The sequence below is a fragment of the Ramlibacter sp. bp-362 genome (assembly GCF_054956735.1).
In genome coordinates this window covers 287,323-307,272 of record NZ_JBUDXE010000004.1, presented here as the reverse complement: position 1 = coordinate 307,272, position 19,950 = coordinate 287,323, and the positions used below count along the sequence as shown (strand labels likewise).

The following is a 19,950-nucleotide window of genomic DNA, read 5'->3' as shown; positions in this document are numbered from 1 at the left end:
AGCCAGATCAAAAGGTGTCTTCCCAATACACCTTCACTTGAGATGCATCAAGGTCCGCCCGGACCCCCCGGCCTACATTGCTTTCAACGGTTCACGAGATCGTTGCCCCGCGGGGGGCTCACCCGCTTCGAGAAGAAAGCAAGGTCAGGATCATGTTCAAGCGCATCGCACCCGTCCCGTTCGCAGTGGCCGCCCTGTTCGCGGCGGCTCCGTTCATCGGCCACGTGGGCGCCACCGCCGTCACTTCCCGCCATGCCGCGAAGCCCGTGGTCGTCGCGGCCGCCGCCCAGAAGGCGACCACCCGCCAGTACGTGCTGAAGACCGGCATGGCCAACGGCAAGATGGTCTACCTGGACGACAAGGGCGCCGTGAACCCCGTCCTGCACGGCAACGTCGGCGACACCATCGAGATCACCATCTCCAGCGGCGAAGGCGCCGAGCACGACATCGTGTTCGAGGACCTCGGCGTGCAGTCGGCCAAGTTCAACCGCAAGACCGGCCCGACCAAGGTCTCGTTCAAGCTGGAGCAGTCCGGCAAGTTCACCTACTACTGCTCGATCCCCGGCCACCGCCAGATCGGCATGGAGGGCACGCTGGAAGTGACCGGCCCCGCCGACGCGATGGCGCACGGCAAGCCCGCCGTGAACGTGCCGGTGGCGGCCGTGAAGCCGGCGGCCGTCATGGGCGCCGCCTCGGCGATCGCGCCCGCCGCCGCCGATGCCGTGGTGATCTCGCAGGACCCCAACGCGGTGCCGAAGCCCCTGGGCGCGCGCGCGCCGCAGCTGGTGAAGTACTCCATCGAGACGGTGGAGCTGGAAGGCAAGCTCGACGACGGCACCACCTTCACCTACTGGACCTTCGGCAGGAAGGTGCCCGGCCCGATGCTGCGGGTGAAGAAGGGCGACACGGTGGAACTGAAGCTCACAAACAACCCGAACAGCACCGCGGTCCACTCGATCGACCTGCACGCCGTCACCGGCGGCATGGGCGGCGGCGAGAACACGCAGGTCGCGCCCGGCGAGACGAAGACGATCACCTTCAAGGCGCTGAACCCCGGCCTCTACGTGTACCACTGCGCCACGCCCTCGGTGGCCCACCACATCTCCGCCGGCATGTACGGCCTGATCCTGGTGGAACCCGAGAAGGGCCTGCCCAAGGTGGACAAGGAGTTCTACGTGATGCAGGGCGACCTGTACACCAACCACGCCTTCGGCACCAAGGGCCACCACGAGTACGCCCCCGACCGGGCCGCGGACGAACTGCCCACCTACTACACCTTCAACGGCTCCGTCGGCGCGCTCACCAAGGAGCACAAGATGACGGCGAAGACGGGCGAGACGGTGCGGGTGTTCTTCGGCGTCGGCGGCCCGAACAAGATCTCCTCCTTCCACGTGATCGGCGAGATCTTCGACCGGGTGTACAGCGAAGGCGCGACCAACACGGTCAAGGAGAACGTGCAGACGACGCTGGTGCCCGCGGGCGGCGCGACGATGGTGGAGTTCAAGCTCCAGTACCCCGGCCGCTACCTGCTGGTGGACCACGCCCTCTCGCGCGCCGGCAAGGGCGCGGGCGGCGCGCTCGAAGTGACGGGCCCGGCCGACGACATGGTCTACAAGCCCTCGCACCCGAGCGCCGGCCCGATGGCCCACTGAGCGCCCATGCAACAGATGAACGCTGATCTCGCCGCCCGGGCCCGCGCCGCCGGACTGGCCCTGTGGAACTTCCGCGGCCGGGCGATGCTGCCGGTGGTGCAGGGCGGCATGGGCGTCGGCGTGTCGGCCGGCGGACTGGCCGGCACCGTCGCCTCCTTCGACGCGATGGGCACGATCTCCTCGGTGGACCTGCGCCGCCTGCACCCCGACCTGATGGAGCAGACCGGCAAGCTCACCGGCCGCAAGGCCAAGCCGCTGATCGACGCGGCCAACCGCGAAGCGCTCGCGCGCGAGCTGCGGCGCGCCCGCGAGCTCTCCGGCGGCCGCGGCCTCGTCGCGGTGAACGTGATGCGCGCGCTCGACCAGTACGCGACCTACGTGCAGCAGGCGCTGGAAAGCGGCGCCGACGCGCTCGTCGTCGGCGCCGGCCTGCCGCTGGACCTGCCGGACCTGGCGCGCGATCATCCGCACGTGGCCCTCGTCCCCATCCTGTCCGACGCCCGCGGCGTGCAGCTGGTCGTGCGCAAGTGGGAGAAGAAGGGCCGCCTGCCTGACGCGATCGTGATCGAGCATCCGGGCAAGGCCGGCGGCCACCTGGGCGCCGCCCGCGTCGCCGACCTCGGCGACCGCCGCTTCGACTTCGACGTGGTGCTGCCGGAGGTGCTGGAGTTCTTCCGCAAGTCCGGGCTGGAAGGCCGCATCCCGCTCATCGCCGCCGGCGGCATCGAAAGCGGCGACGACATCCGGCGCCTGCAGGGCCTGGGCGCTTCCGCCGTGCAGCTCGGCACCGCCTTCGCCGTCACGCGCGAGAGCGACGCGAGCCAGGCCTTCAAGGAGGTGCTGGCCGGCGCGAAGCCGGAGGACATGGTGGAGTTCACCAGCGTCGCCGGCCTGCCCGCGCGCGCCGTGCGCACGCCCTGGCTGGACAAGTACCTGCGCATGCAGGAAGCGATGCAGAAGGCGGCGCACGTGAAGCCGCACTGCACGATGTGGTTCGACTGCCTCACGGCCTGCGGCCTGCGCGACGGCAAGCCCGAGTGGGGCCAGTTCTGCATCGACAAGGTCCTTGGCCACGCCCTCGCCGGGGACGTGCGCAAGGGGCTATTCTTCCGGGGTGCGGGGCGCCTGCCCTTCGGCACCCAGATCCGACCGGTCCAGGACCTGCTGAACCGCCTGCTCGGCGGCCTGGTGCCCCCCATGACAAACGCCGAGGTCCCCACCGCATGAAGCGTGATCCCGCCCCCCACCAGGTTCCGGCGCTGGCGCCGCAGCCGATCAGCCAGGACGTCCTGCGCGAGAAATACCTGAAGCCCGGCGAGAAGACCGAGGCCGACCTGCTGCGGCGCGTCGCGAAGGCGCTCGCCTCGGTGGAGGCCGAGCCGCTGCGCGCCGGGTGGGAAGCGCGCTTCTTCGACAACCTGCAGGCGGGCGCGATCGGCGCGGGCCGCATCATGAGCGCCGCCGGCACCGACCTGCAGGCCACGCTGATCAACTGCTTCGTGCAGCCGGTGGGCGACGCGATCCAGGGCCGCGACGAGGAAGGATTCCCGGGCATCTACGAAGCGCTGCGCGAAGCGGCCGAGACCATGCGGCGCGGCGGCGGCGTCGGCTACGACTTCTCGCGCATCCGCCCGCGCGGCGCCGAGGTGCGCGCGACCGCCTCGCTGGCCTCGGGCCCCTGCAGCTACATGGACGTGTTCGACCACTCGTGTTCGACGGTCGAGAGCGCGGGCGCGCGCCGGGGCGCGCAGATGGGCGTGCTGCGCATCGACCACCCGGACGTGCTGGAGTTCATCACCGCCAAGCGCACGCCGGGCCGCTGGAACAACTTCAACGTCTCGGTCGCCGTCACCGACGAATTCATTCGCACGCTGCAGGCGGGCGGCGACTGGGCCCTGGTGCACAAGGCGAAGCCGGGCGCGGCGCTGGTCGCGCAGGGCGCGCACCTGCGGCCGGACGGGCTGTGGGTGTACCGCACGGTGCCGGCGCAGCAGCTGTGGGACACGGTGATGCGATCGGCCTACGACTTCGCCGAACCGGGGATCCTGTTCGTGGACACGATCAACCGCGAGAACAACCTGCGGTATGCGGAAGGGATCACCGCGACGAACCCATGCGTGACGCGGGATACCTGGGTGATGACCACCGAGGGGCCAGCGCAAGTGGCGGACTTGATCGGAAGGCGCTTCACCGCCGTGGTGGACGGCAAGGCTTTCCCCGTCAGGAGCGATGGCTTCTTCGCGACAGGGCGCAAGCCGGTGTTCGCGCTGCGCACCCGTGAAGGCCACCTCCTGCGCCTGACCGCCGACCACCGCGTCCGGAAAGTTGCGCGCAAGACGCGCTACGTGATGCAGATGGAGTGGACTGCGGCCGGCGAGCTGCAGGCCGGCGACGAAATCGTGCTGCAGGATCATCGCGCACTGGGCGGATGGGACGGCCGTGGCACGCAGGAGGAAGGTTATCTGCTCGGGCTTCTGATCGGGGATGGCCGCCTCACTGAAGAAAAGGCGGTGCTCTCTGTCTGGGCTCCGGAGTTGAAAGTCGTCGGCAGCGATGCACCGCCGCTGTGTGCCACGGGAGCCGCCGGCATCGTCGCAGCCGCAGAGGCGGCAGCGGCGACCTTGCCACATCGCGCGGATTTCCGCGGATTCCAGAAGCCACTAGGCCACGGTGAAGCCCGCCTCGCCTCGGCACCGCTGCGGGACCTGGCGTTTTCGTTCGATGTACGACCCGGTCACAAGACGCTCACCCCCGAGATCGAGCGCGGCTCCGCCGCGTTCACCTCGGGCGTGCTCCGGGGCCTCTTCGACGCTGACGGCTCGGTGCAGGGCAAGCAGGACAAAGGGGTCAGCGTCCGCTTGTCGCAGGCCGATCTCCCCCTCCTGCAGACCGCGCAACGCATGCTGCAGCGTCTCGGCATTTGCAGCACCATCTACCGCAGGAGGCCGCCGGAGGCTCGGTCACTGCCGGACGGCCGTGGCGGCCACCGGCTCTACCCTTGCAAGGAGTTGCACGAACTCGTGATCTCGGGCGACAACCTCTGCCTCTTCGCCGACCACGTCGGTTTCGCTGACACAGCCAAGGCCGAACGCCTGCGCGAGTTGCTGGATGGCTATCGACGTGCGCTGAATCGCGCGCCGTTCACTGCGACCGTGGAATCCGTGACGGCCGATGGCGAGGAAGACGTCTATGACGTCACCGTGGCCGACGTCCACGCCTTCGACGCGAACGGCCTGTATGTGCACAACTGCGGCGAACAGCCCTTGCCCCCTTACGGCTGCTGCGACCTCGGACCCATCATCCTGACGCGGTTCGTGCGTCATCCCTTCGGCTTCGGCGGCGCGCCCGCCTTCGACTTCGACGCCTTTGCCCGGGCCGTCGCGGTGCAGGTGCGCGCGCTCGACAACGTGCTGGACCTCACCTTCTGGCCGCTCCCGCAGCAGCACAAGGAATCGCAGGCCAAGCGCCGCATCGGCGTCGGCTTCACGGGCCTGGGCAACGCGCTGGCCATGCTGCGCCTGCGCTATGACGCGGCGGAAGGCCGCGAGATGGCGGCGCGCATCGCGCGCTGCATGCGCGACGCGGCCTATGCCGCGTCGGTGGAGCTGGCGCAGGAGAAAGGCGCCTTCCCGCTGTTCGACGCCGACAAGTACCTGGAAGCCGGCACCTTCGCGAGCCGGCTGGACGAGCCGCTGAAGCAGGACATCCGCAAGCACGGCATCCGCAACAGCCACCTGCTGTCGATCGCGCCGACCGGCACGGTGAGCCTCGCCTTCGCCGACAACGCGTCCAACGGCATCGAGCCGCCCTTCTCCTGGACCTACCACCGCAAGAAGCGCGAGTCCGACGGCAGCAGCAGCGAGTACGTCGTGGAGGATCACGCCTGGCGGCTGTTCCGCTCCCTGGGCGGTGACACGGCGAAGCTGCCGCCGTATTTCGTCTCGGCGCTCGACATGCCCGCGTCGGACCACCTCGCGATGATGGAGGCGGTGCAGCCCTTCATCGACACCGCGATCTCCAAGACCGTCAACGTCCCCGCCGACTACCCCTACGCCGACTTCCAGGGCCTGTACCTGGAAGCGTGGCGCGCCGGGCTCAAGGGCCTGGCCACCTACCGGCCCAACGACATCCTGGGTTCGGTGCTCTCGACCACCTCGCAGGCCGCCGAGCGCGCGCCGGAGCTGGAGCGGCGCAAGGTCGACCCGATGCGCACCATGATCGAGAGCCGGCCCAAGGGCCAGCTGCCGGGCGTGGTGGAGAAGATCGAGTACTGGACGCAGCAGGGGCGGCAGACGCTCTACATCGTCGTGTCCTTCCTGCCGGTGGACGACGGGCGCGAGCGCGCGATCGAGTTCTTCATGCCCGTGGGCCAGAGCGGCGAGTCGCAGCAGTGGATCACCTCCAGCATGCGCCTGCTGTCGCTGGCCGCGCGCGGCGGCTTCCTGGAGCGCGCGCTCGCGGACATGCGCAAGGTCGCGTGGGACCGCGGGCCGGTGCGCCTGGGCACCTCCGCCAAGGCCGACGGCACGAGCGTGCCGATGTGGCACGACTCGGAGGTGGCGGCCATCGCCTACGCGATCCAGAACATCATCGCCCGCCGCAACGGCGAGCCGGTGGCGCAGCTCGCCACCCCGCCCGCGCCGCCGACGGCCGCGGCCGCGCCCTCGATGATGGCCGGCGCGAAGTGTCCCGAATGCGGCGCGCACGCGATGATCCGCAAGGACGGCTGCGAGTTCTGCACGTCCTGCGGTCATCTCGGGGCCTGCGGGTGACCCCCGGCGCCGGCGCGGACGAGGCGCGCTGGCGCTGGCGGCACGTGCTGGCCTCGCCGCACCGCGTCGGCTTCCTGTGCGGCATGGCGGTGCTGGCGGCCTCGGGCGCCTGGTGGGCGCTGGTGCAGCTCGGTCACGCGGGCATGGGACCGCGGCTCGCTCCCGCGCTGCCGCTGTCGCTCGCGCACGGCGCGGTGATGGTCTTCGGCTTCATGCCGCTGTTCTTCGGCGGCTTCCTGTTCACGGCGGGGCCGCGCTGGCTGGCCCTGCCCGCGCAGCCCGCGGCGGCGGTCGCCGCGCCGCTGCTCGCGCAGGCCGCGGGCTGGCTGCTGTGGCTCGTGGGCGCGCAGTCCGGCATCGCGCCCGCGCTCGCGGGACTCACGCTCGCGTTCGTCAGCCTGGCGACGTCGACCTGGCGCTTCGGCCGCCTGGTCGCCGCCAGTCGCCTGGACGATCGCCTGCACGCGCGCGCGATCCTCGCGGCGCACGTGGCGGGCTGCGCCTGCCTGGCGGCGCTGCTCGCCTGCGTCGCCATCGGCGCACCGGACGCCGCACGTGCCGTCGTGCGCACCGCGTTGTGGTGCTTCATCGTTCCCGTGTTCCTGGCGGCGGCCCACCGGCAGATTCCCTTCTTCTCGCCGGAGGCGCTGCCGAGCGGGGGCTGGCCGCTTGCGCGGCACAGCCTGCGCGTGCTGCTGGCGCTCGCGGCGCTGGAGGCGCTGGGAACGTGGGGCGAGCTGCTCGCACCCGCGGGTGCATGGCAGGTGGCGCTCGGCGCGGTGGAGGCCTTGGCGGCCGTCGTGCTGCTCGCGCTGGCGATCGCGTGGGCGCGCGCGAAGCGCCTCGCGACGCGGCTGCTCGTCATGTTCCACGCCGCGCTGCTGTGGCTGGGGCTCTCGTTCGCGCTCGCGGCGGCGGGCCACCTGCTCGGGGCGGTGGAAGGCACAGCGGTGCTGCCGCTGGCCGGCCTGCATGCGCTCGCCATGGGCTGCCTGGGCTCGCTGATGCTGGGCATGGTGAGCCGCGTGTCTGCAGCGCAGGCCGGCCGCTCGCAGGTCACCGGCAAGCTGCTGTGGCTGCTGTTCTGGCTGCTTCAGGTCGCGACGCTGCTGCGCGTGGCCGCGGCGGCGCGGCCGCTGCAGGGCCTGCTCACCGCCGCCGCGCTGGCGTGGGCCGGCGTCGTGCTTACCTGGGGCGCCGGTCAGGTCAAGGGCTACGGGCATGCACGTGCGCAGCGCGCCCGCCGGACAATCGAGCCATGACGCAGCCGATCCGCCTCGCTTCCCTCGTGGCCTCGCCGGCCGCCGGTTTCGAGCAGCCCTTCGAGATGCTGGAGGCCTGCCACGAGCGGGTGCACCGCATGCTGGCGCTGCTCGCGCGGCTGCGGGAACACCTGCACACGCACGGGCCGGACACGCAGGCGCAGCAGGCGGCGCGCGACGTGATGCGCTACTTCGACCAGGCCGCGCCGCTGCACCACCAGGACGAGGAACTGCACGTGTTCCCGCCGCTGCTGGCGCAGGGCGAGGCGGGCGTCGCCGCGCTGGTGCGCAAGCTCCAGGAGGACCACCGCGCGATGGAAGCGCGCTGGGCTGGTGCGCGCACGGTGCTGGCGCGCGTGGCCGAAGGGCGCGGCGCGGACGTGGATGCGGCGGAGGACGCGGCGCTCGATGCATTCACCGCGCTGTACGACGACCACATCCGCGCCGAGGAGGAGATCGCGTATCCGGCGGCGCAGGCGATGATCGACGAGCCCACGCGGACGGCGATGGGCGAGGAGATGATGCGGCGGCGGGGAGTGAGGTAACTCCGAAGGATCAGCGGATCCGCGGCTCCGCCGCCATCTGCTCCGGCGTCGTGAAGTAGTCCGCCCACTTCCCCCTCTGCTCCCTCGCCCGCCGCAGCTCCCCGCGTGCCACGCTGCGCAGGTGCACTTCGTCCGGTCCGTCCATCAGCCGCAGCGCGCGCCCCCAGGTCCACAACCCCGCCAGCGGCGTGTCGGGCGACAGGCCCATCGCGCCGAACACCTGGATCGCGCGATCCAGGACGCGCTGCTGCAGCCGCGCCGCGACCACCTTGATCGCGGCCACCTGTTCGCGCAGGTCCTCCGGCGGCTGCGGCTGGTCCAGCGACCAGGCCGTGCGCAGCACCAGCAGCCGCGCCTGGTCGATTTCCAGGCGCGACTCGGCGATCCACTCCTGCACGTTGGCCTGCTCCGACAAGGGCTTGCCGAAGGCGCGCCGCTCCAGCGCGCGGTCGCACGCGAGCGCGAGCGCCAGCTCGCACTGGCCGATGCTGCGCATGCAGTGGTGCACGCGGCCCGGGCCCAGGCGCGACTGCGCGAGCGCGAAGCCCTCGCCCCAGCCGCCCAGCAGCTGGTCGGCCGGCACGCGCACCTGCCGGAACACGATCTCGCAGTGGCCTTCGGGCGCGAGGTGGTGCACGACGGGGATGTTGCGCACGATGCGCACGCCCGGCGCGTCCGCGGGCACCAGCACCAGGCTATGCGCGGCGTGCGGCCGGGCCGCATCGGCGTCCCCATTGCGGCACACCACCACCAGCAGGCGGCAGTCGGGCCGCGCCGCGCCGGTGATGAACCACTTGCGGCCGCTCACCACCAGTTCGCCGCCGTCGCGCCGGACCTCCGTCTGCAGGTTGGTCGGGTCGGACGATGCGACGTCGGGCTCGCTCATCGCGAAGGCCGAGTGCATGCGTCCTGCCAGCAGCGGGGCGAGCCAGCGCTCGCGCTGGGCGGCCGATGCGTGCTTCAGGAGCAGCTCCATGTTGCCGCTGTCCGGCGCATTGCAGTTGAAGACCTCCGCGGCCCAGGGCAGCCGCCCCATCGCTTCGGCGAGCGGCGCGTAGTCCAGGTGCGGCAGCGCCGTGCCGGGCGCGCCGCCCGGCAGGTGCGGCAGGCAAAGGTTCCACAGCCCCTCCTCGCGCGCGAGGCTGCGCAGGTCGGCCAGGAACCCGGGCGGCTCGCCGCGCACGGCGCTCGCCTGCCAGGCCGCATGGAAGGGCAGCAGGTAGCGCTCCTGGAAGCTTTCCAGCCGGCGCAGCCAGGCGGCCGCGCGCTCGGAGGGCGCGAAATTCATGGCAGGGGCGCTCGGGATCTCACCGTTCCACCATAGCGGCGCCAGGGACAAGCGTACTGACGCGCATCAATCCGGTGCGCTTGCGGGGCCCGCGAACCGGCCATCGCGCTCGTCCCGCCGCCTGGCGCGCGCCGGCGAGGCGCCGGGCGCCGCCCGTAGCAGAATGGACACGCCGAACGCCTGCCCTTTCCCCGGGCATCCCGCCGTGCTTGCATCCATCCAGACCGACCGACTGATCCCGCTGCTGCTGGTGGCCCTCGCCATGGCCATCGCCGTCGGGCTGTGGCGCCTGCGCGTGCGCTGGGTGCGGCGCATGGCGCGCCGGCGCGCGGCCGGCTACCAGCTGATGGACTGCCTGAAGGCCTACACCGTGTGGATCGACTGGCACCGCGACGAGCCGCTGCTGCACCGTGACCCGGAGAGCCTGGACATCCCCGCGGCCCTGAAGCAGGCGGTGCAGGTGAAGGACGAGCACTTCCCCGAGCTGTCGCGGCTGATGCTGCAGCTGCTGCAGACGCACCGCGAGCTGATGCAGTACCTGTGGGAGGAGAACATCCTGCGCATGACGCATGCGGGCCACCAGCGCCCGCACTACGCCGACCCGCGCTACCACCAGCTGCGCGACACGCAGGACGCGGCGCTCGACAGCCTGTTCCTGCGCTGCCGCGAGCTGATCGGCGAAAGCGAGAGCGGCTGGCGCCGCACCCGCAGCGACTTCAGCTTCTCCAGCAGCATGGGGATGCACTCGCGGCCCTCGACGCCGAACTGACCGATGACTCCCTCTCCCCTCTGGGGAGAGGGTTGGGGTGAGGGGCAGGCGCGCCACCACCCTCACCCCCGCCCTCTCCCGCCAGCGGGAGAGGGAGCCATGCGGTTCACTTCTGCTTCTTCGCGATGGCCCGCGCCAGTTCCTTCTTGTCCATGGAGGAGCGGCCCGGGACGTCCAGTTGCCGCGCGCGCTCGTACAGCTCCTGGCGCGTATGGCCGATCTCGTCCACGCCGCCGAAGGTTTCGCCCTTGCCCTGGCGCTTCTCGCGGGTGGTCTTGGTGGAGCGCGGATCCGAAGGCCCCTTGTGGTCCTTGGCCTCCCAATGGTCGCCCACCTTCTCGAAGCCGTGCTTCAGCGAGGCATAGGCCGTGCGGCTGGCCCGTTCGCCCTTGCCGTATTCCTGCTCGGCGTTCCGGAGGGTCTCGGCATAGGTGCGCTGCGCCTTGCGCGGCGAGCGCTGGAGCGTGCCGGGCATGTCGACGCCCATCTTCTTCGGCATGGGAGCCTCCTTTCGTGCGTGCGACCGATGCTACGCCCGGCCGCCCGCGCGCGGGCTCAGTTCACGCGTCGGAAATGCTGCCGCACGTGCTGGCGGTCCAGCATCTCGAAGTGCCACCACTCGTTGGCGATGCCCTGGAAGCCGCCGCGGCCCAGCACGCCGCGCAGCAGCTCGCGGTTGCGGCGCTGCTGCGGGCCGAGCCGGCCGCTGGCGAGGTGTTCGTCCTCCAGCTTGGGGTGCGACAGCTCCGTCATCTCGTCGAAGCCGCTGCCCATGTCGAGTTCGCGGCCGTCGGGACCCAGCAGCGTGGCGTCGACGGCCATGCCGAAGGAATGGATGGAGCCGCGTGCCGGATCGGCGACGTACTGGCGCAGGTCGGTCCCGTCGAGGTGGTCCCACAGCCGCACCTGCACGCGGTGCGGCCGCAGCGCGTCCAGCACCAGCAGGCGGTGGCCCGGCGCCTCCCGGGCCAGCAGTTCGGCCGCGCGCTGCAGGCCTTCCGCGGCCATCTGGTGCAGCCATGCGCAATCCATCGCGCCGTACAGGTCCACGCCCACGAAATTGTTCACGCTCGCATAGCGCAGGTCGATCGCGATGCCGGGAATCGTGGAGAGGTGCCGGAAGTCGGCCTGGGAGGAGATCTCTTCGCAGGGAAGCATGGTGTGCAGCTCGAGGATAACCGGGCTCCCGCGGAATTGCAGGGCAGGCACCCCAAGTCCGCGGCGCCCGCAGGGGTCCCGTAGGCTGGCGACGACACCCATGCCAGACACTGCCCAGGACGCGCGGCGCCCCGCCCCGCCTATGGTGGGACTTTCAGGCAAGAAGGATTCCCCATGGCACGACAGGACGCATGCACCCTCCTCGATGAAGACCACGTGAAGGTCGAACAGCTCTTCCAGCAATACGCCTCCGCCGGCGACGACGCGCGCAAGCGCGACCTGGCCCACCAGATCTGCCAGGAGCTGCGGGTGCACATCGAGATCGAGAACGAGATCTTCTATCCCGCCTTCCGGCAGGCCACCCAGGACGAGCAGCTGGTGAAGCACTCGCTGCACGAGCACGACGAGGCGCTGAGCCTGATCGGCACCATCGAGGCCGCGCGCCAGCCGCACGACCAGACGATGAAGACGCTGGAAAGCGCCATCCGCGACCACGTGAAGGACGAGCGCGAGAAGATGTTCCCCGAGGCGCGCAAGTCCGGGAAGATGGACCTGATGCAGCTCGCAGACCAGCTGCAGGCGCGCAAGACGGAGCTGATGGCCGCGCACGCGGCCTGAGGACGACCGGCTACAGCGCCATCGAGGGCCGCTGCGCGAGCGCGGCCCGCCAGCGCAGCAGGTTCGCGTGCTGCTCGCCGGGCTTCTGCTTCACCACGCGCGCGAAATCCACGGCCACCGCCGCCGTGATGTCGGCGATGCTGAAGCGCTCGGTCGCGAGGAACTCGCGGCCCGCCAGGCGTTCTTCCAGCACCGAGAAGAACAGCTGGATGCGCGCGACGCCGCGCTGCGCCAGCTCGGGGATCTGCGCGAAGTCCGCGGGACCGGGCAGCGCCCGGTTGGCCATGGCCGGCGAGCCGTTGCGCAAGGCCTCGGCCACCGCCAGCAGGCCCTCGAATTCCGCGCGCCAGTTCCAGCTGGCGACCTCCGCCTTCTCGACCGGCGTGCGACCGAGCAGCGGCGGCTCCGGGAAGCGCGCCTCCAGGTAGGCGGCGATCGCGGCGTTGTCGGTGAGCACCGGTCCTTCCTCGGTGCGCAGCGCCGGCACCGTGCACTGCGGGTTCACCGCGCGGAAGGCGGCGCCGAACTGCTCGCCCTGGCGCAGGTCCACTTGCACCGTCTCGTGGGGCACGCCCTTTTCCGCGAGCAGGATGCGCGCGCGGCGCGGGCTGGGGGCGGTGGCGCAGTCGTAGAGGGTGATCATGGTTTCGCGTCGAAGTCGCTGGCGTCGTGGCGCTCGCGCAGCTGGTTGGCGGGGTCGCCCCAGGTGCGGTTGACGATGCGCCCGCGGCGGGCGGCGGGGCGCTGCGCGATCTCGTCGGTCCAGCGCACCACGTTGCGGTATTCGTGCACCTGCAGGAACTCGCCGGCCTCGTACAGCTGGCCCTTGGCGAGCGCGCCGTACCAGGGCCAGATCGCCATGTCGGCGATCGTGTACTCGTCGCCCGCGACGTAGCGGTGCTCCGCCAGGCGCCGGTCCAGCACGTCCATCTGCCGCTTCACTTCCATCGCGTAGCGGTCGATCGCGTATTCGATCTTGGTCGGCGCGTAGGCGTAGAAGTGACCGAAGCCGCCGCCGAGGAAGGGCGCGCTGCCCATCTGCCAGAACAGCCACGACAGGCATTCGGCGCGCCGGGCGCCCTCCTGCGGCAGGAAGGCCTGGAACTTCTCGGCCAGGTACACCAGGATCGCGCCCGATTCGAACACGCGCACCGGCTCGGGGCCGCTGCGGTCCACCAGCGCCGGAATCTTGGAGTTCGGGTTCACCGACACGAAGCCGCTGCCGAACTGCGCGCCCTCGGAGATCGGGATCAGCCATGCGTCGTACTCGGCGCCCGCGTGCCCGAGGGCCAGCAGCTCCTCCAGCATCACGGTCACCTTCTGGCCGTTGGGCGTGCCCAGCGAATAGAGCTGCAGCGGGTGGCGGCCCACCGGCAGTTCCTTCTCGTGCGTGGGGCCGGCGACCGGCCGGTTGATGGAGGCGAACTTCCCGCCGTTCTCGCTCTTCCAGGTCCAGACGGCGGGCGGGGTGTAGCTGCTGTCGCTCATGTCGCGGTCCTCAGGCGAACAAGCCCTTGTGGGCCTCGCGCAGCAGGTTCTTCTGCACCTTGCCCATCGTGTTGCGCGGCAGCTCCGGCACGACGAAGCAGCGCTTGGGGATCTTGAAGTTGGCCAGCTGCGACTTCAGCGTGGCGATCAGGGCGTCCGGCTCCAGCTGCGCGCCGGGACGCGGGATCACGATGGCCACGCCCACTTCGCCGAAGTCCGGGTGCGGCACGCCGACGACGGCGCTCTCCGCCACGCCCGGCAGCTCGTTGAGGTAGCCCTCGATCTCCGCCGGGTAGACGTTGTAGCCGCCGCTGATGATCAGGTCCTTGCTGCGGCCGACGATGGTGACGTAGCCGCGCTCGTCGATCTTCCCGACGTCGCCGGTCTTGAACCAGCCGTCGGCGGTGAACTCCTCCTTCGTCTTCTCGGGCATGCGCCAGTAGCCCTTGAACACGTTGGGCCCCTTCACCTGGATGCCGCCGATCTCGCCCGCGGGCAGGTCCTGGCCCTGGTCGCCGCGCACGCGCAGCTGCACGCCCGGCAGCGGGAAGCCCACGGTGCCGCCGCGGCGCTCGCCGTCGTAGGGGTTGGAGGTCAGCATGATGGTCTCGCTCATGCCGTAGCGCTCCAGGATCACGTGGCCGGTGCGCTCCTTCCACTCCGCATGCGTCTCCGGCAGCAGCGGCGCCGAGCCGGAGATGAACAGGCGCATGTTGCGGCACACCACCGGGTTCAGGCGCGACTCGGCCAGCATGCGCGTGTACAGCGTCGGCACGCCCATGAAGACGGTCGCGTCCGGCAGGCGCTCGATCACGCGCCTGGGATCGAACTTCGCGAACCAGATCATCTTGCTGCCATTGAGCAGCGCGCCGTGGATCGCCACGAACAGGCCGTGCACGTGGAAGATGGGCAGCGCGTGGATCAGCACGTCGCCCGGACGCCAGGCCCAGTAGTCCTTCAGCACCTGCGCGTTCGACAGCATGTTGCCGTGCGTGATCATCGCGCCCTTGCTGCGCCCCGTGGTGCCGCTGGTGTAGACGATGGCGGAGAGGTCGTCGTCGCCGCGCACCGCGATCTCGTGCACGTCGGACTGCTTCGCCGCGCGCTCCAGCAGCGAGCCGTTGCGGTCGTCGCCGAGCGTGAAGACGTGCTGCGTGCCGGCCTGGAAGGCGATCTTGCTCACCCAGCCGAAGTTGGCCGGCGTGCACACCACCACGGCGGGCTCGGCGTTGCCGACGAAGTACTCGATCTCGGCCTTCTGGTAGGCCGTGTTCAGCGGCAGGAACACGTAGCCGGCGCGCAGCGTCGCCAGGTACAGCATCATGCCTTCCACCGACTTCTCCACCTGCACGGCGATGCGCGCGCCGGGCTCGATGCCCAGCGACTGCAGCAGGTTGGCGATCATGGCCGTGCCGCGATCGAGGTCGCGCCAGCTGTAGGCCAGGCCGGAATCGGTCTCGACGGCCACGGCGTCGAGGTCTTGCGGGAAGGCGGCGCGCAGCGCCGCGAACAGGTTGCGGTTGTCCATGTCTCGGGTTCTCTAGAAGCGGGGCGTTCTCTTCTCCAGGAAGGCGGAGATGCCTTCGCGGTGCTCGCTGCTGGTCGCGTAGTCCCAGGCACGTTCCAGCAGGTCCGGCGGCGGGGGCGCGCCGGGCGCCTGCCCCGCCAGCCGGCGCAGCATGCGCTTGTTCATGCGGGCCGCCTGCGGCGCCAGCCGCGCGATGCGTCCGGCGCTGGCCTCGGCCTCGGCCGCGACTTCCTCGTCGGGCACCACACGCTGCAGGAAGCCGCGCGCCTTCATCTCGCGCGCGTCGAGCTGCGCGGCCTCCAGCAGCATCTCGCGCACGGTCGCCTCGCCGGCGACGGAGGCCACCAGCTGCAGTTCGCGCGGCGCCATGGGAAAGCCCAGGCGCGCGATCGGGGCGCCGAAGCGTGCCGACACGCCGGCGATGCGGATGTCGCAGCAGCAGGCGATCTCGAGGCCCGCGCCCATGCAGGCGCCGTCGATCTGCGCCACGATGGGCACGTCGCAGGCGAGCATGGCGGCGAGCCCGCCCCACACGTCTTCCTCGTGGAAGCGGCGCAGGCTCCCGGGGTGGAAGCGGAACTGCGGGTATTCGGCGATGTCGCCGCCGGCGCAGAAGCCGCCGTTCTCTCCGGCGACGACGACGCAGCGCAGGTCGCGCTCGCCCTGCACCTGCTCGAAGATGGCGCGCAGCTCGCGCCACATCGCGCGCGACATGGCGTCGAGCTTGCCGGGATGCGACAGCGTCACCCGGGCCACCGGGCCTTGCAACGCGAGCCGCACCTGGCCGGTCATGGCGCTCAGTCGGCCTTGACGTTGGAGGCGGCGACCACCGTCTTCCAGCGCTTCACTTCGCCGTCGATGAACGCGGCGAACTGCTGCTGGGTCATGTCGGGGAACTCGGCGCCCTGGTTGGCCCAGATCGCCTTGAGGTCCTCCGTCCGCATCGCCTTGCGCACCTCGTCGGCCACGCGCGCCTGCACGTCGGCCGGTGTGCCCCTGGGCGCCCAGATGCCGTACCAGGAGCTCACGGTGTAGTCCGGCAGGCCCACTTCGGCGGCCGAAGGCACGTCGGGGAAGGCCGGCACGCGCTTGTTGCCGGACATCATCAGGGCCTTGATGCGGCCGCCCTTGATGTGCGCGGCGGAGGAACCGAGGCCGTCGAACATCAGGTCGGCGTTGCCGGTGATCAGGTCCTGCAGCGCCGGGCCGGCGCCGCGGTAGGGGATGTGGGTGATGAAGCTCTTCGTCTGCAGCTTGAACAGCTCGCCGGCCAGGTGGTGCGAGGTGCCGTTGCCGGCGGACGCGTAGTTGTACTTGCCCGGGTTGGCCTTCACCAGCGCCAGGAATTCGGCGTAGGTCTTCGCCGGGATGCGCTGCGGGTTGACGACGATCACCTGCGGCACGCGCGCCACCAGCGTGATCGGCACCAGGTCCTTCTGCAGGTCGTAGTCGAGGCGCGGGTAGATCGAGGGCGCGATGGTGTGGTGCACGGCGCCCATGAACAGGTTGTAGCCGTCGGGGGCCGCGCGCGAAGCGATCGACGCGCCGACGGTGCCGCCGGCGCCGCCCTTGTTGTCGATCACCAGCTGCTTGCCGGTCTGCTTCGCGAAGATCGCGGCGAGGGGGCGCGCGAACGCGTCGGTGCCGCCGCCCGCGGGAAAGGGAACGACCATCATGACCGGCTTGGCCGGCCAGGCGGAGGCCTGGGCTCGCGCGAAGGGCACCATGCCGGCGGCGCCGGCAGCGGCGGCCGCGCGCAGGACGTCGCGCCGGGTCAGGCTGGGGGAATGCATCTGGCTTTGTCTCCTGTGGATTGCCGTGGGGGGAAAAACTAGCTGTACAGCTCCTCGATCGCCCCCGCGACCGGGATCTGTCCTTGCGCATACAGGGTGCGGTGCTTGTCCAGCCGCTTGAGATCGTACAGGTAGTTCACCATGATCCCGAACGACTGCTTCAGGCCCTTCGCGGAGGGATCGCCCGCCCAGTTCAGGCGCTCGATGCGCGCGCCGTTGCCCAGGTGGAAGCGCGCGACCGGGTCGAGCGGCTTGCCGTCGTGCATTTCCTTGCCCAGGTAGCGGGCGGCCCAGGCGAGCAGCTCCTGGCGCTGCGGCGACTTGGGCGGCAGTTCCAGCGGCTTGTCCCACGCGGCGAGCTGCTCGGGACTCACCTGCCTGGCGACCCACGCGCGCAGGCCGGGGATCGGCGACAGCGTCGCGAAGGTCTTCAGCTTGGGGAACTCCTCCTTCAGCGTCTCCACCACGCGCTTGATCAGCGAGTCGCCGAAGCTCACGCCGCGCAGGCCCGCCTGGCAGTTGCTAATGGAATAGAAGATCGCGGTGGTCGCCTTCGAAAGGTCGGAGGCGGCGGCCGACTCGTCCAGCAGCGGCGTGATCGAGTCGGACATCGCGTCGGTGAGCGCCACTTCCACGAAGATCAGCGGGTCGCTGTCCAGGCGCGGATGGAAGAAGCCATAGCAGCGGCGGTCGCTGTCCAGCCGGTTCTTCAGGTCGGCCCAGCTGCGGATGTCGTGCACCGCCTCGTAGTGGATCAGCTTCTCGATCAGCGAGGCCGGCGAGTCCCAGGACAGGCGGCGCAGTTCCAGGAAGCCGACGTCGAACCAGGTCGTGAACAGCGTCTCCAGTTCGGCGTCCAGCGCCAGCAGGCGCTTGTCCTTGCGGTGCGCCAGGAGCTCGGCGCGCAGGTCCACCAGGAAGCGCATGCCCTCGGGGAAGGCGGCGAAGCGTTGCAGCAGGCGCGTGCGCGGCGACACCAGCGCGCGGCGCATGCGGATCTCGGCGCTGCCCTCTTCCGCCGTGCCGTGCGCCGCCTCGAACTGCTCGCGCGCGGACTGGACCTTCTTCGGGTCGGGCCCGAACTGCTCGCTCATGAGCAGCCAGGCGTCGCGCCGCTGCTCGGGCGCGGCGGTGGCGTACCAGTCGGCGAAGGCCTTGGCGCGGCGGCCGCCCTCGACCTCGCTCACGCGCGCGTCGACGATCGCCTGCAGTTCGGCGAGCGTGCGGCGCAGCACCCGCGGCGACAGCGCTTCGGCGCCGCGGCGCCAGGTGGCCTTCAGGCGCTCGCGCGTGCTGCGCGGTGCTTCTTCCGCGGCGGCGACGGGGGATGCGGCGGCGTGGGTCATGCGAGTCTCGGACGGTTGGCGCGGGCGAGTTCGCGCAGCGCTTCGCGCTGGCGGGCGAGATGGGTGCGCATGGCGGCGTCGGCGCCTTCGGCGTCGCGCGCCTTCAGCGCGGCGAAGACGGCCAGGTGCTCCGACAGGCTCTGCTCCAGCCGGCCGGGCGCGTGCAGCTGCTGCAGGCGGGCGAGCTTGAGGATCTTGCGCAGGTCGTCGATGACGGTCGCGAGCCAGCGGTTGCCGGCCAGCGTGATGATGGCCTCGTGGATGGCGAAGTTGGCCTGGTAGTACTCGTTGATGCGCTTCGCCTTCGCGTGGCGCGCCAGCTTCTGGTGCAGTTCCTCCAGCGCGGCCAGGTCCTCGTCCGTCGCCTTCTGCGCGGCCTCGAAGGCGCACCGGCCCTCCAGCAGCGCGATCACGGGGAAGATCTCGTCGAGATCCTGCTCCGTCACCTCGTTGACGAAGCAGCCGCGGCGCGGCTCGTGCCGCACCAGGCCTTCCACCGTCAGCACCTTGAGCGCCTCGCGCAGCGGCGTGCGCGAGATCTTCAGCTCCTCGGCCAGGTGGTGCTCGTCCAGGAAGCTGCCGGGCACGAGCTCCCCGTCGAAGATCCGCTCGCGCAGTTGCGCGGCGACTTCGTCGTGCAGGGAGTTGTGGACCAGGCGCATGGCGGGATCGGTGTCCGTAATTTCCTGTAATTACGGATAATTATGGAGCCGCGAGCGCGCCGGAGGGAAGGCTTTCGGCCTAGGGGAATTCCCTCCCGGATCGGAGCGCAGGCCCTAGCGCGCGGCGGAGCGGCGGGTCGCCTGCCGGTTTCCCGGCACGGTGCGCGTCTCGGCCCAGACCCACAGCAGCACGCCGCCCAGGATCATGGGGATGCACAGCCACTGGCCCATGCTCATCTGGAGGGCCACGATGCCCAGGAAGTCATCCGGTTCGCGGAAGTACTCGGCCGTGAAGCGCGCCACGCCGTAGCCGACCAGGAAGGCCGCCGCGACCTGCCCTTCCTTGCGCGGCTTGCGCGCATAGAGCCACAGCACGATGAACAGCAGGATGCCTTCCAGCAGGAACTCGTAGATCTGCGAGGGATGGCGCGCGATGCCGGTGCCGCTCTGTGGGAACACCATGGCCCAGGGCAGGTCCGGGTCGGCCGGCCGGCCCCACAGCTCGCCGTTGATGAAGTTGCCGATGCGCCCGGCGCCCAGCCCCAGGGGGACGCAGGGCGCGACGAAGTCCATCAGCTGCCAGAAGGGCTTGTGCCGGCTGTGCGCGAACCACAGCTGCGAGACGATCACGCCCAGCAGCCCCCCGTGGAAGCTCATGCCGCCCTGCCAGACGAAGAAGATCTGCAGGGGATTGGAGAGGTAGTAGCCCGGCTTGTAGAACAGGCAGTAGCCGAGCCGCCCGCCGATCACCACGCCCAGCACGCCCAGGAACAGCATGTCCTCGATGTCCTTGCGGCTCCAGGCGCCCGGCCCCTGGACGGAGCGGAAAGGCTCGTGCTTCAGCCGCTGGTGCGCGAGCAGCAGGAACAGCCCGAAGGCGACGAGGTACGTGATGCCGTACCAGTGGATGGCGATGGGGCCGAGCTGCAGCGCGACGGGGTCGATCTTCGGGTGGACCAGCATGGGCGGATTGTGGCGCAGCGGGAGGGGGCACGGTGGGGTTCCCTCCGCTCACCTTCCGCGGCTGGCGCCGCGCCACCCTACGGATGCGCGATCGACCCCGATACCG

At 70.6% G+C, this 19,950-nt stretch carries 18 protein-coding genes; 7 read left to right on the top strand and 11 right to left on the bottom strand.

What is annotated here, in order from left to right; genetic code table 11:
• Positions 1–152: 152 nt before the first annotated feature.
• Genes nirK through ACY0MJ_RS07635 form a run of 5 tightly spaced genes read left to right on the top strand, consistent with a single transcriptional unit; the run spans position 153 to position 8,231 of the window.
• Positions 153–1,652 (top strand): copper-containing nitrite reductase, encoded by a 1,500-nt coding sequence (gene nirK, locus ACY0MJ_RS07655; RefSeq protein WP_462637756.1) that lies wholly within the window; start codon positions 153–155, stop codon positions 1,650–1,652.
• A gap of 15 nt (positions 1,653–1,667) precedes the next feature.
• Complete coding sequence (locus ACY0MJ_RS07650; RefSeq protein WP_462637755.1) at positions 1,668–2,879, top strand: NAD(P)H-dependent flavin oxidoreductase; 1,212 nt, start codon at positions 1,668–1,670, stop codon at positions 2,877–2,879.
• On the top strand, positions 2,876–6,424 hold the full coding sequence (locus ACY0MJ_RS07645) for an LAGLIDADG family homing endonuclease (protein WP_462637754.1): 3,549 nt from the start codon (positions 2,876–2,878) through the stop codon (positions 6,422–6,424). Before ACY0MJ_RS07650 ends, ACY0MJ_RS07645 begins: the two co-directional genes overlap by 4 nt.
• Complete coding sequence (locus ACY0MJ_RS07640) at positions 6,421–7,686, top strand: NnrS family protein (protein ID WP_462637753.1); 1,266 nt, start codon at positions 6,421–6,423, stop codon at positions 7,684–7,686. The genes ACY0MJ_RS07645 and ACY0MJ_RS07640 overlap by 4 nt, the downstream gene beginning before the upstream one ends.
• Positions 7,683–8,231 (top strand): hemerythrin domain-containing protein, encoded by a 549-nt coding sequence (locus ACY0MJ_RS07635; protein ID WP_462637752.1) that lies wholly within the window; start codon positions 7,683–7,685, stop codon positions 8,229–8,231. The genes ACY0MJ_RS07640 and ACY0MJ_RS07635 overlap by 4 nt, the downstream gene beginning before the upstream one ends.
• A gap of 10 nt (positions 8,232–8,241) precedes the next feature.
• Here the strand turns inward: ACY0MJ_RS07635 and ACY0MJ_RS07630 are convergent, their stop codons facing one another.
• The gene (locus tag ACY0MJ_RS07630; RefSeq protein ID WP_462637751.1) at positions 8,242–9,519 is read right to left on the bottom strand and encodes an acyl-CoA dehydrogenase family protein; all 1,278 of its coding nucleotides are present in this window, start codon (positions 9,517–9,519) and stop codon (positions 8,242–8,244) included.
• A gap of 205 nt (positions 9,520–9,724) precedes the next feature.
• Between ACY0MJ_RS07630 and ACY0MJ_RS07625 the strand changes: the two genes are divergently transcribed.
• Positions 9,725–10,288, top strand: coding sequence for a hypothetical protein (locus ACY0MJ_RS07625; RefSeq protein ID WP_462637750.1), 564 nt, complete (start codon positions 9,725–9,727; stop codon positions 10,286–10,288).
• 106 nt (positions 10,289–10,394) lie between these two features.
• On the opposite strand, the gene ACY0MJ_RS07620 is transcribed toward ACY0MJ_RS07625, so the two are convergent.
• Positions 10,395–10,787 (bottom strand): ChaB family protein, encoded by a 393-nt coding sequence (locus ACY0MJ_RS07620; RefSeq protein WP_462637749.1) that lies wholly within the window; start codon positions 10,785–10,787, stop codon positions 10,395–10,397.
• A gap of 56 nt (positions 10,788–10,843) precedes the next feature.
• A complete protein-coding gene (locus ACY0MJ_RS07615; RefSeq protein ID WP_462637748.1) occupies positions 10,844–11,446 on the bottom strand; it encodes a M15 family metallopeptidase in 603 nt (200 codons plus the stop codon).
• Positions 11,447–11,620: 174 nt separating this feature from the next.
• Between ACY0MJ_RS07615 and ACY0MJ_RS07610 the strand changes: the two genes are divergently transcribed.
• Positions 11,621–12,064, top strand: coding sequence for a hemerythrin domain-containing protein (locus ACY0MJ_RS07610; protein ID WP_462637747.1), 444 nt, complete (start codon positions 11,621–11,623; stop codon positions 12,062–12,064).
• Positions 12,065–12,074: 10 nt separating this feature from the next.
• On the opposite strand, the gene ACY0MJ_RS07605 is transcribed toward ACY0MJ_RS07610, so the two are convergent.
• From ACY0MJ_RS07605 to lgt, 8 genes are all read right to left on the bottom strand, one after another.
• Complete coding sequence (locus tag ACY0MJ_RS07605) at positions 12,075–12,707, bottom strand: glutathione S-transferase family protein (protein WP_462637746.1); 633 nt, start codon at positions 12,705–12,707, stop codon at positions 12,075–12,077.
• On the bottom strand, positions 12,704–13,552 hold the full coding sequence (gene yghU, locus ACY0MJ_RS07600) for a glutathione-dependent disulfide-bond oxidoreductase (protein ID WP_462637745.1): 849 nt from the start codon (positions 13,550–13,552) through the stop codon (positions 12,704–12,706). The genes ACY0MJ_RS07605 and yghU overlap by 4 nt, the downstream gene beginning before the upstream one ends.
• A gap of 10 nt (positions 13,553–13,562) precedes the next feature.
• A complete protein-coding gene (locus tag ACY0MJ_RS07595) occupies positions 13,563–15,080 on the bottom strand; it encodes a malonate--CoA ligase (protein ID WP_462637744.1) in 1,518 nt (505 codons plus the stop codon).
• 12 nt (positions 15,081–15,092) lie between these two features.
• Positions 15,093–15,872: an enoyl-CoA hydratase/isomerase family protein gene (locus ACY0MJ_RS07590; protein WP_462637743.1), complete on the bottom strand. Its 780-nt coding sequence runs from the start codon at positions 15,870–15,872 to the stop codon at positions 15,093–15,095.
• Between the two features lie 5 nt (positions 15,873–15,877).
• Positions 15,878–16,873 carry a Bug family tripartite tricarboxylate transporter substrate binding protein gene (locus ACY0MJ_RS07585; protein WP_462637742.1) on the bottom strand — a complete coding sequence of 332 codons (996 nt, stop codon included), beginning with the start codon at positions 16,871–16,873 and terminating at the stop codon, positions 15,878–15,880.
• Positions 16,874–16,911: 38 nt separating this feature from the next.
• A complete protein-coding gene (locus tag ACY0MJ_RS07580; protein WP_462637741.1) occupies positions 16,912–18,219 on the bottom strand; it encodes a malonyl-CoA decarboxylase in 1,308 nt (435 codons plus the stop codon).
• The gene (locus tag ACY0MJ_RS07575) at positions 18,216–18,881 is read right to left on the bottom strand and encodes a GntR family transcriptional regulator (RefSeq protein WP_462637740.1); all 666 of its coding nucleotides are present in this window, start codon (positions 18,879–18,881) and stop codon (positions 18,216–18,218) included. The genes ACY0MJ_RS07580 and ACY0MJ_RS07575 overlap by 4 nt, the downstream gene beginning before the upstream one ends.
• Before the next feature lie 114 nt (positions 18,882–18,995).
• Positions 18,996–19,844 (bottom strand): prolipoprotein diacylglyceryl transferase, encoded by an 849-nt coding sequence (lgt, locus tag ACY0MJ_RS07570; protein WP_462637739.1) that lies wholly within the window; start codon positions 19,842–19,844, stop codon positions 18,996–18,998.
• Positions 19,845–19,950 lie beyond the last annotated feature (106 nt).

Excerpts from the sequence above, each read along its gene's own strand:
- ACY0MJ_RS07590 (WP_462637743.1), bottom strand. The coding sequence starts at position 15,872 with ATGACCGGCCAGGTGCGGCTCGCGTTGCAAGGCCCGGTGGCCCGGGTG.
- lgt (WP_462637739.1), bottom strand. The coding sequence starts at position 19,844 with ATGCTGGTCCACCCGAAGATCGACCCCGTCGCGCTGCAGCTCGGCCCC.
- ACY0MJ_RS07610 (WP_462637747.1), top strand. The coding sequence starts at position 11,621 with ATGGCACGACAGGACGCATGCACCCTCCTCGATGAAGACCACGTGAAG.
- ACY0MJ_RS07635 (WP_462637752.1), top strand. The coding sequence starts at position 7,683 with ATGACGCAGCCGATCCGCCTCGCTTCCCTCGTGGCCTCGCCGGCCGCC.
- ACY0MJ_RS07580 (WP_462637741.1), bottom strand. The coding sequence starts at position 18,219 with ATGACCCACGCCGCCGCATCCCCCGTCGCCGCCGCGGAAGAAGCACCG.
- ACY0MJ_RS07645 (WP_462637754.1), top strand. The coding sequence starts at position 2,876 with ATGAAGCGTGATCCCGCCCCCCACCAGGTTCCGGCGCTGGCGCCGCAG.
- ACY0MJ_RS07575 (WP_462637740.1), bottom strand. The coding sequence starts at position 18,881 with ATGCGCCTGGTCCACAACTCCCTGCACGACGAAGTCGCCGCGCAACTG.
- ACY0MJ_RS07615 (WP_462637748.1), bottom strand. The coding sequence starts at position 11,446 with ATGCTTCCCTGCGAAGAGATCTCCTCCCAGGCCGACTTCCGGCACCTC.
- yghU (WP_462637745.1), bottom strand. The coding sequence starts at position 13,552 with ATGAGCGACAGCAGCTACACCCCGCCCGCCGTCTGGACCTGGAAGAGC.
- ACY0MJ_RS07605 (WP_462637746.1), bottom strand. The coding sequence starts at position 12,707 with ATGATCACCCTCTACGACTGCGCCACCGCCCCCAGCCCGCGCCGCGCG.
- ACY0MJ_RS07595 (WP_462637744.1), bottom strand. The coding sequence starts at position 15,080 with ATGGACAACCGCAACCTGTTCGCGGCGCTGCGCGCCGCCTTCCCGCAA.
- ACY0MJ_RS07585 (WP_462637742.1), bottom strand. The coding sequence starts at position 16,873 with ATGCATTCCCCCAGCCTGACCCGGCGCGACGTCCTGCGCGCGGCCGCC.
- nirK (WP_462637756.1), top strand. The coding sequence starts at position 153 with ATGTTCAAGCGCATCGCACCCGTCCCGTTCGCAGTGGCCGCCCTGTTC.
- ACY0MJ_RS07620 (WP_462637749.1), bottom strand. The coding sequence starts at position 10,787 with ATGCCGAAGAAGATGGGCGTCGACATGCCCGGCACGCTCCAGCGCTCG.
- ACY0MJ_RS07630 (WP_462637751.1), bottom strand. The coding sequence starts at position 9,519 with ATGAATTTCGCGCCCTCCGAGCGCGCGGCCGCCTGGCTGCGCCGGCTG.
- ACY0MJ_RS07650 (WP_462637755.1), top strand. The coding sequence starts at position 1,668 with ATGAACGCTGATCTCGCCGCCCGGGCCCGCGCCGCCGGACTGGCCCTG.